Origin of the sequence: Microvirga sp. (assembly GCF_014699075.1) — a bacterium.
In the GTDB taxonomy this organism is placed as follows: Bacteria; Pseudomonadota; Alphaproteobacteria; order Rhizobiales; family Beijerinckiaceae; genus Microvirga.
The window spans coordinates 38,006-45,257 of the sequence record NZ_JACXAB010000034.1 but is presented as its reverse complement, the minus strand read 5'-3'; the positions used below and the strand labels follow the sequence as shown (position 1 = coordinate 45,257).

Below are 7,252 nucleotides of genomic sequence, written 5' to 3'. Positions count from 1 at the left end.
AAGAAGGATCAACTCCGCGAAGCCGCTTAGCCAGCCTGCTCGGCCGCCCCGCTTTGCAGAACTTGACGCACACAATCACTTAGATCGAGTGCGACCCTCCGGCAGGTCGCACGCTTTAAATCCAGTAATCGCATAGTAAGCACCAGATGCTGTTTCGATGTTCGTGGACTTTTCGGCCAGTCTGACTCTGATGTACCCAAATTGCCTTTACCTCGGCATCTGCTCGAAGTTGGAGTGAGGTAGCAAATTGTAAAGATCGCCCTCTCACGGCGAAAACAGGGGTTCGAGTCCCCTAGGGAGCGCCAAAGGTTTCAAGGACTTAGCTGATTGCCTAGCTTAGTCGCGGGTTCTATGCCCAACTCCTGCCCAATAAGCGTTGCTGAGGACGCCTGAGTGCTCAAGAAATTTGAGCGCTCTATCCAGTGCGTATCGCAAGTCGATGCTCGAAATTGAGATCCGTTCTTGGCCTGCCAGCGCCGCTCGGGAAGACTTTGGCGATATAAGCATCCCGCAAAGAAAGAGCGCCCATTCTGCTGGCGCTCTAGGTGGGCCGCTGTAGCGACCATTCAGGGAGAACGACCGTGCCAACGAGGCACAAGCATGACGCTGCGCCCGAAAGGTAAACGCGTCCCTAACAGAGCCCGTCGCAGAGAGGCTTATCTGCCGGTGCTGCCAGCCCCGTGAGCCCTCGCGTAGAGTTCCTTTACATTGACCATCATTCGGATCCGCCGCCCTCCGCACTGTGAGCACCGCAGCCTCAAGGCCATGTCGGGCACTGGAAGGTCAGGAGGCCAACCCTTCAGCGGCACCTCAGCGCCGTGACTGCAGTTGTGCGCTTCGCAATAGGCCATCACGGTCCTGTACCCATCGGCGAGGCTCCGTCCGACGGTGACGGGAGGGATCTCGTTGCCGTCCGCATCATAGGCGCGTCGCGGATTGCGAGGGGGGCTCACCTGCGCCTCTTGGGTGGCATGGGCAGGTACTTGAAGGTCAGCCCCTCGGCTGCACTACGGACGGCCTCTCGGCTCACGCCGAACTCACGAGCGAGCTTGCTGTACTCCCGCTCGCCAGAGGCATAGCGCAGCCGCGCCTCAAGCACCTGCTCCACCGTCAGCTTGGTTCTGCTCATCCTCGTGGTACACCTGAATAGAACATAAAGCGAACATCTACTCAGATAAGCAGAGCTGTCGAGAGAGGTTCCTCCCCTGCAAGCAGGTCTATGAACTGTGTGGATAAGAGGCTTCCGAAGCGCGCCTTATTAGTGGAGTTAAGTCGCTAGGTGCCGCATGAGACGGCTCTGGAACGCGGGCCTGCTAGTCAATGAAACCCTTGAGCCATTACCCTATCCCGTTTTGCATTGCAGTCCTGATGCTTGCCGCCGGTTCTGTTGCCAAAAGCCCAGCCCTTGCTGACGACACATGGGCACCTCTGAGCAAGGGATGGGAGGGTTACACGAATGAACGGTTTGGGACCGCCGTGGAGATCCCACGCTACCTGTTCAAGCTTGTCGAACCGCCACCGACCAACGGCGATGGCCGAGAGTTTAAATCTGCTGACGGGGCAAGACTGTGGATCTCAGCAAGCTATGCCCCTTCTGTCGTGACAGATACGTTCCAGGAATACAAAGAGTGGGTGCTCGAACACGCGGAGTTGGACCGCGTGACCTACAAGGCGGAAGGGAAGAACTGGCTCGTGCTTTCCGGACCGAAGGGATCAACTGTCGTCTACAGGAAAGTCTTTGAGGGCTGCGGTGCAGCCCATGAAGTTCATATCGAGTACCCCGCACAGCGAAAGGCACTTTACGACCAAGTCATCGCTCGCCTCTCAAAGTCACTCGGTTGCGCCATGCCTAAGCGATAGGCAACGCTGAGCTGATGATTTCTGAATCGAAATTTCTTGGCCAAAGCCGCTTTATCATTCCCGTCGCAGCCACTGGCTGCACCCCCTAGAACCTCATCGGGCAATCCCGAAACACTCATCTCAATCTCGTGAAGGAATAGTCTAACTGCCGTCCCCGTTTACTGACCGTTCATTGTCGATTCAGATGCAGGGTCGCTATATGAGCGCCCCCAAACTCGGCAGCCATCGAGAGCATCGATCCAAGGCCTAAGCCGGAGGTAAAGATGCAGCACAAAGTCGAGCTGGTGGCGCGGGCCATCCAGAAAGCTGAGCACACAGAATTCTCGTGGGATGGTGAGTCTTCCGCCTCTAAGGAACGCTTCCGGGAATATGCCCGCAATGCCGTTAATCTGCTGGGCAAGGACATCGGCGTACTTCTACTCGCCTTGGAGGAAGCCACAGCAGGAAAGCGGAAGGGAGATCCGAGAGGGGCGTCTAACGCCGTGTCAGTTGCGAACCCTCAGAGGACGTAGCCTCCTCGCGCCGACGGTTTGGAGCTTTGGACCTATCTGACTGCTGGCCTGGGTTGTTAATATCATTTCGCGACGCTTGCTCGCGCTGCTGGCCATGTAGTCTCCGCCGTGTAAAGGCCCTCAGCCAGCGCAAGTCCTCTTGCATTTGTTCAAGGCGCCTCAGCAACTCGGCATCTGATAGGTTGTGTGTAGCAGCGTGACTGGGTGTCTGCGGCGCCTGCGCTTGGATGATGCTTCGGACCATTTCCAGGGAGGTTGTCCCCATACCCGGCAACGTCAGCCAGTGCTTATCCGGGATTTGATCCACTTCTCGGAGGCTGGGACAGCGCCCTTTGAACTCAAGCAACAGTGCATATCTCACTCGCGAGGGTACGGCTTCAAGAGGAAAAGGCTCATCTGAGGGCATGTGCCATCCCGCGAATTCAGCCACGTGTCTTCGACTGGTTTTATTCCGGCGAGCAGAACAGGGCTAATCCAAGGCGGCTTATGAGCGGATTCTTGTTCCAGCTAAGTATAAACCCTTGGGGTACCTATAATCCTCCGAAACGGATTGTGCCTCCCTCACCGACACCGAAAGTAATTGATTGCCGCCGAAACAAGTTCGGGGAGATCCGTGAGGAGAGCCGCTAGAGGTTTTTCGTTGCATCGTAAGTGACAGAGATCCCTATTCGTCGCTTTGGTGTGTCCAAGCACACATCGTACCTACAGGATAGGCGGATATTCTTGGCTCACCTTCAGGGAGGCCACGCGATGAAAACCCTCCTTTCCTACTGCTCGGCAAGAATGTTCTTGAGCGGACTGCTGCCGATGGTCGCCATGAGCCCTCGGCAGTCCGACGGCGCAGAGAACGACAACGATCTTCACCGCCGCATCGAGTTCACAGTTGAGCCATTCAGCCAAAGGGGAAGCACACCCTCTCTTTATTCTAGAAGGGCTGCCTCCGGGCTGACCGGTCACGTCTTTGCAGCCTTAGCCCTTGTCGCTGGCATCCTCGCATTGCCCCTCCTTCAGCGTCTTGCCGTGCCTACCACCACAGCCAGTGAGGCGCGGTCAGACATCATTGAAGGCAGCCCAATCGCACCCACCCTTCTAGAGCCGTAAGAGGACCGGTGAGCTGGTTCAGCTGGTGGGCCGAGCCGGCCTACTTTCTCTTGTCCTGGTTTTGTCCTCCAGCTTCAACTGCGCAGACCAGAACAAAGGCACTGAGTACGACAGCCAACTGAGCGAACGGCTCGACAGCAGCTGGAATGCTGTCGCGAAAGGGTCCACTCGCGAGGACAGCAAAGACCAGAATTGGAAGAGCAGCCCAGACTAACATCTGCTTACCTCCAAGCTGCGGGGCAGTTGGCCCGCGTGAGGCTACCTGAACCCAACTCCCACATACATCGTGCGGAAGCCCAGCCCAGCCCAGTCGCATGGCAGCGTCTCAATGCACCGCCCGCACGCTTCCAGCCGCACGAGAGGGTATTGGATACCCTAGGGCTTTCGACGGCTGGGTAGAGGGCGGTCCTCAGGCTTGTTGGTGAGGTCCTGTTTGTGTTGCAGGATGGTCATTGCACGAGCGACTGTGTCATCGACACGTCTGGCGAAGCCAGTAATAGGCTGTTTCAGCATAGTGTGTTCCTCAGGAAGCGGCGGGGAACGCATACGCTACGCAACTCCGGCGTAACGCTGCTTAAGCGCTCAGGTTCCAAGCCTAGGCCCACTAAGCGAGGATGCGACTTAGCCGAAGCAATTAGCTCAAATGCAAGGCGAAGAACCAACTACAGCTACGCTGAAACCAGTTCACGGGTTCGTGAGTTACGGCTGACATGTGCTGCTTAGTGCTCATCGGATTGCTCAGTGAGGGACATCCATGCTGCCGAACGGTAATCGCGACCGTGCTGGGTCTGTGCTAAACGGCCTGACCTTCCAGCAACAGCAGGTCAATTTCATCCTCGGACATTCAATCCAGAGCCTGTATCAGCATATGGTGAAGGAGCCGATCCCGGAACATCTGCAAGCTCTTGCTGAGCGATTGAATCGAAAAGCATTCCTTGAGAACTCCCCTCAGCCCGAGGCGAGGGTGGATGAGACATGAAGGTCCTAGCTTTCACTTCTGGAGGAGGAATGGCTTATGCCCCGGTACTACTTCAACCTTTATCAAGGAAAACACCTCATTTCCCACGATGACGCGGGCTATGATTGCCCAAATGATGAGGCTGCTCGTCAGTTCGCGCGAATGAGCAATGGGTTTGTCGCTCTCGACCCTATCTTCTCGAGCCCCTCAGGAAACTATCACTTTGTGGTTCTGAATGAAGATAAGCAGAACATCTTTACCATGCCCATATCGCAACGACCCTCATCAGGCGTGTCGCTGCTGTCCTAACCTATCACTGGCACAGGGGAACGGATGCGCCGGTCTGACGGCCAGTGGGATCCCCGATGACGCGCGAGGATTTTGTAGGACAGTGTTTTCTGGATGAGCAGGCGCCCCTGGCTGTTCCTGAGCTCAATCGTGAGCGAGCACTGAAATATTTGGAGTGCTGCTATCAGCATGGAATATCATGGGAGGACGCCAAGCAGCAAATCCAAGCTTTCCTTGAGTAAAGGAGTGTTCCACACCAAGGAATCGTACGACAGTTGCAGATTACCAATCCGCTGTTTCAGCCTTGGCTCGACTAACGCTAAACGAATGTCATAAGCGCTTCATCAGACGTGCCGCTGTCAGGGCGAGTTGCCCATTGAGCATCTCCTCGGCCGCATCGTACTTGGCGACCTACGAGCGATGGGTCGCCCAACGCATGCCCTTTGGCTTGGGCGGCAGATCCCACTCATGGCGATGTCACTTTAACCAAAACCGGACGCCTTGAATCAGATTTCGCCGCTCGAGCCACTCAGGCAGCGAGGTTGGCCGCGCCTTGCCATTCCGCCATGGCGGTGAGGCGGTGAGGCGGTGAAGGTGGGTGGCAAGGGCGGAGCGGCGAGTGCGGGGCGGAACGAAGAGGTTGCGCACAGCGGAGAACACACTGACGTACTGCTGCAGGCCTCCCACAGACCGAAAGCCCTGCATCATTCTCTCCCGCTTTCGCAACGGAACATGCGAGTTCTCGGCCCGGTTATTCAGCCCCTTGTGTGAACGATGCTCGATCCGCGGCATGATCGGTCGTCGGGCGGCCGCATAGGAGCCGAGCTTATCCGTGATCATCCGTTGCGGTGGGCAGCCCTGCCTCTTCAACAGACGCCTCAGCAAGCGTTTGGCCGCCTTGGTGTCGCGCCGCGTCTGGACGATCTCGTCGAGGACGTATCCATCCTGATCGACGGCACGCCACAGCCAGTGCTGCTGACCGGCAATGCTGATCACGACCTCGTCCAAGTGCCAGATGTCACGAGGGCTTGACGTCTTGCGCCTGAGACGGCCTGCGTAAGATGGCCCGAACTTCATCGCCCAGCGCCGCACAGTCTCGTAGGAGACGACGATACCCCGCTCAAGCAGCATTTCCTCGACCAAGCGCAAGCTCAGCGGGAAGCGGAAGTACAACCAGACAGCATGAGCGATGATCTGAGGTGGAAAGCGGTGGCGCTTGTAGCTGACAGCCGGCAGGTTCATGCCGCTCGGCCTACCGTAGGATATCCTGACGCCAAGTTACCGTGACAACACCCAACCACCTGCCCCGCCTTGTCGGCGGGCAGGATCGACAGGAAGAGGGCGTGCACCCAATCACCTTTGGGCTGGCCCGTCAGGACGCTGTCAATCAGGACCGCCAGCGGCCATGTCTCAAGCAGACCCACGCAGATGGACACGCCGATCAGAGCAACGAGGGCGGCGATCCAAACCCGGTCGGCCGCGAAGTACCCCAACGCGCGGCGGTAGACGGACATGGCCTCGGCATCGACCTGGCCGAACTGCTCGGTATCCAGGATCTCCCTCCTACAAAGGGACGGAAAGACTAACACGAATTGCTCCAAACACCACTGTTGTGCCTTTCCAATCGCTCCACACATGGTCTCGGCTGGTGGACTGACGCTAACCCAATGCTGGTCTTTCAGCGGACATTTTTGCCTTAGTTGCCCCTCGGCGACACTGTTCTCTCCACTCGAGACTCGTCAGTTCGGCCAGATGGTTCCGGGCTCGGTTCACACGGCTCTGGATCGTGCCGATCGCACAGCCTAGGGTTTGAGCCGCTGCTTCGTAGCTCATGCCTTCTGCGCCCACGAGCAGGATCGCTTTGCGCTGCCCCTCGGGCAGCTTCGCCAGTGCGGCTGCAAGATCCTTCAGCATGAGCCTGTCATCCTGATCTGGGATGGAGATCAGCGTTGCGGCATAGGATCCATCTGCATCCTCCACCTCACGCTTGCTTCTGCGGCAGGCCGAGCAGAACAGATTGCGCAGGATCGCGAAGAGCCACGCCTGGAGGTTCGTGCCGGGTTGGAACAACTCCTGCTTGCTGATGGCTCTGAGTACCGTCTCCTGCACGAGGTCCTCCGCCTGATCGGCACTCCGCGCGAGCGAGATTGCAAAACAGCGAAGCGAAGGAACGTTCGTCACGATTCCTTCGATGAAGGCTTCGCCGATCGGTATAAGATCAGGGTGGATAAGCCGGTGCTGCGGCTCGATACGCTTGTCGTCGGCAGGCTTGTCATACGAAGCACGGAGTTGCTGAGCATCATTGTCCATTCTGCCGGTCTTGAGGGCAGCCGAGACTGGCAGTTCCAAGCGTCGAGCAAGAGAGGCTCGGTCAAGCCGCATCGTTGGAGTAAGATCCGACGGTCTCATGATGGTTGTTCCCCTGCCGAACCACGGCGTGTTCGGCGCCGAGCCACTCTCTCCACTCGGTGAAAATCACTCCCTACTAACGGGCTTGTTATGCCTGTGCCCATCACACTGGTGCCGCGTCCAT

The 7,252-nt window shown here is 57.5% G+C and carries 9 protein-coding genes and 1 tRNA gene; 6 read left to right on the top strand and 4 right to left on the bottom strand.

What is annotated here, in order from left to right; translation table 11 throughout:
* Nucleotides 1-221: 221 nt before the first annotated feature.
* Nucleotides 222-305, top strand: a tRNA-Glu gene (locus IC232_RS24810).
* A gap of 644 nt (nt 306-949) precedes the next feature.
* Here IC232_RS24810 and IC232_RS24805 read toward each other — a convergent pair.
* Entirely contained in the window at nt 950-1,129 is a 180-nt protein-coding gene (locus IC232_RS24805; protein WP_190847631.1) for a hypothetical protein, read from the bottom strand.
* A 239-nt stretch (nt 1,130-1,368) separates the two neighbouring features.
* Here IC232_RS24805 and IC232_RS24800 point away from each other — a divergent pair, with 239 nt between their 5' ends.
* From IC232_RS24800 to IC232_RS24780, 5 genes are all read left to right on the top strand, one after another.
* Nucleotides 1,369-1,860: a hypothetical protein gene (locus tag IC232_RS24800; protein WP_190847630.1), complete on the top strand. Its 492-nt coding sequence runs from the start codon at nt 1,369-1,371 to the stop codon at nt 1,858-1,860.
* 263 nt (nt 1,861-2,123) lie between these two features.
* Complete coding sequence (locus IC232_RS24795; RefSeq protein WP_190847629.1) at nt 2,124-2,372, top strand: hypothetical protein; 249 nt, start codon at nt 2,124-2,126, stop codon at nt 2,370-2,372.
* Between the two features lie 750 nt (nt 2,373-3,122).
* A complete protein-coding gene (locus tag IC232_RS24790) occupies nt 3,123-3,473 on the top strand; it encodes a hypothetical protein (protein WP_190847628.1) in 351 nt (116 codons plus the stop codon).
* 754 nt (nt 3,474-4,227) lie between these two features.
* Nucleotides 4,228-4,452, top strand: a complete 225-nt coding sequence (locus IC232_RS24785) for a hypothetical protein (protein WP_190847627.1) — start codon at nt 4,228-4,230, stop codon at nt 4,450-4,452.
* A 36-nt stretch (nt 4,453-4,488) separates the two neighbouring features.
* Nucleotides 4,489-4,740, top strand: a complete 252-nt coding sequence (locus IC232_RS24780) for a DUF6894 family protein (protein ID WP_190847626.1) — start codon at nt 4,489-4,491, stop codon at nt 4,738-4,740.
* Between the two features lie 456 nt (nt 4,741-5,196).
* Here the strand turns inward: IC232_RS24780 and IC232_RS24775 are convergent, their stop codons facing one another.
* The 3 genes from IC232_RS24775 to IC232_RS24765 all read right to left on the bottom strand — a co-directional run bounded on the left by IC232_RS24775 (nt 5,197) and on the right by IC232_RS24765 (nt 6,933).
* Complete coding sequence (locus IC232_RS24775; protein WP_246812391.1) at nt 5,197-5,961, bottom strand: IS6 family transposase; 765 nt, start codon at nt 5,959-5,961, stop codon at nt 5,197-5,199.
* Entirely contained in the window at nt 5,958-6,308 is a 351-nt protein-coding gene (locus IC232_RS24770) for a hypothetical protein (protein ID WP_190847625.1), read from the bottom strand. The genes IC232_RS24775 and IC232_RS24770 overlap by 4 nt, the downstream gene beginning before the upstream one ends.
* A 70-nt stretch (nt 6,309-6,378) precedes the next feature.
* On the bottom strand, nt 6,379-6,933 hold the full coding sequence (locus IC232_RS24765) for a sigma-70 family RNA polymerase sigma factor (RefSeq protein WP_409564965.1): 555 nt from the start codon (nt 6,931-6,933) through the stop codon (nt 6,379-6,381).
* Nucleotides 6,934-7,252: the final 319 nt, after the last annotated feature.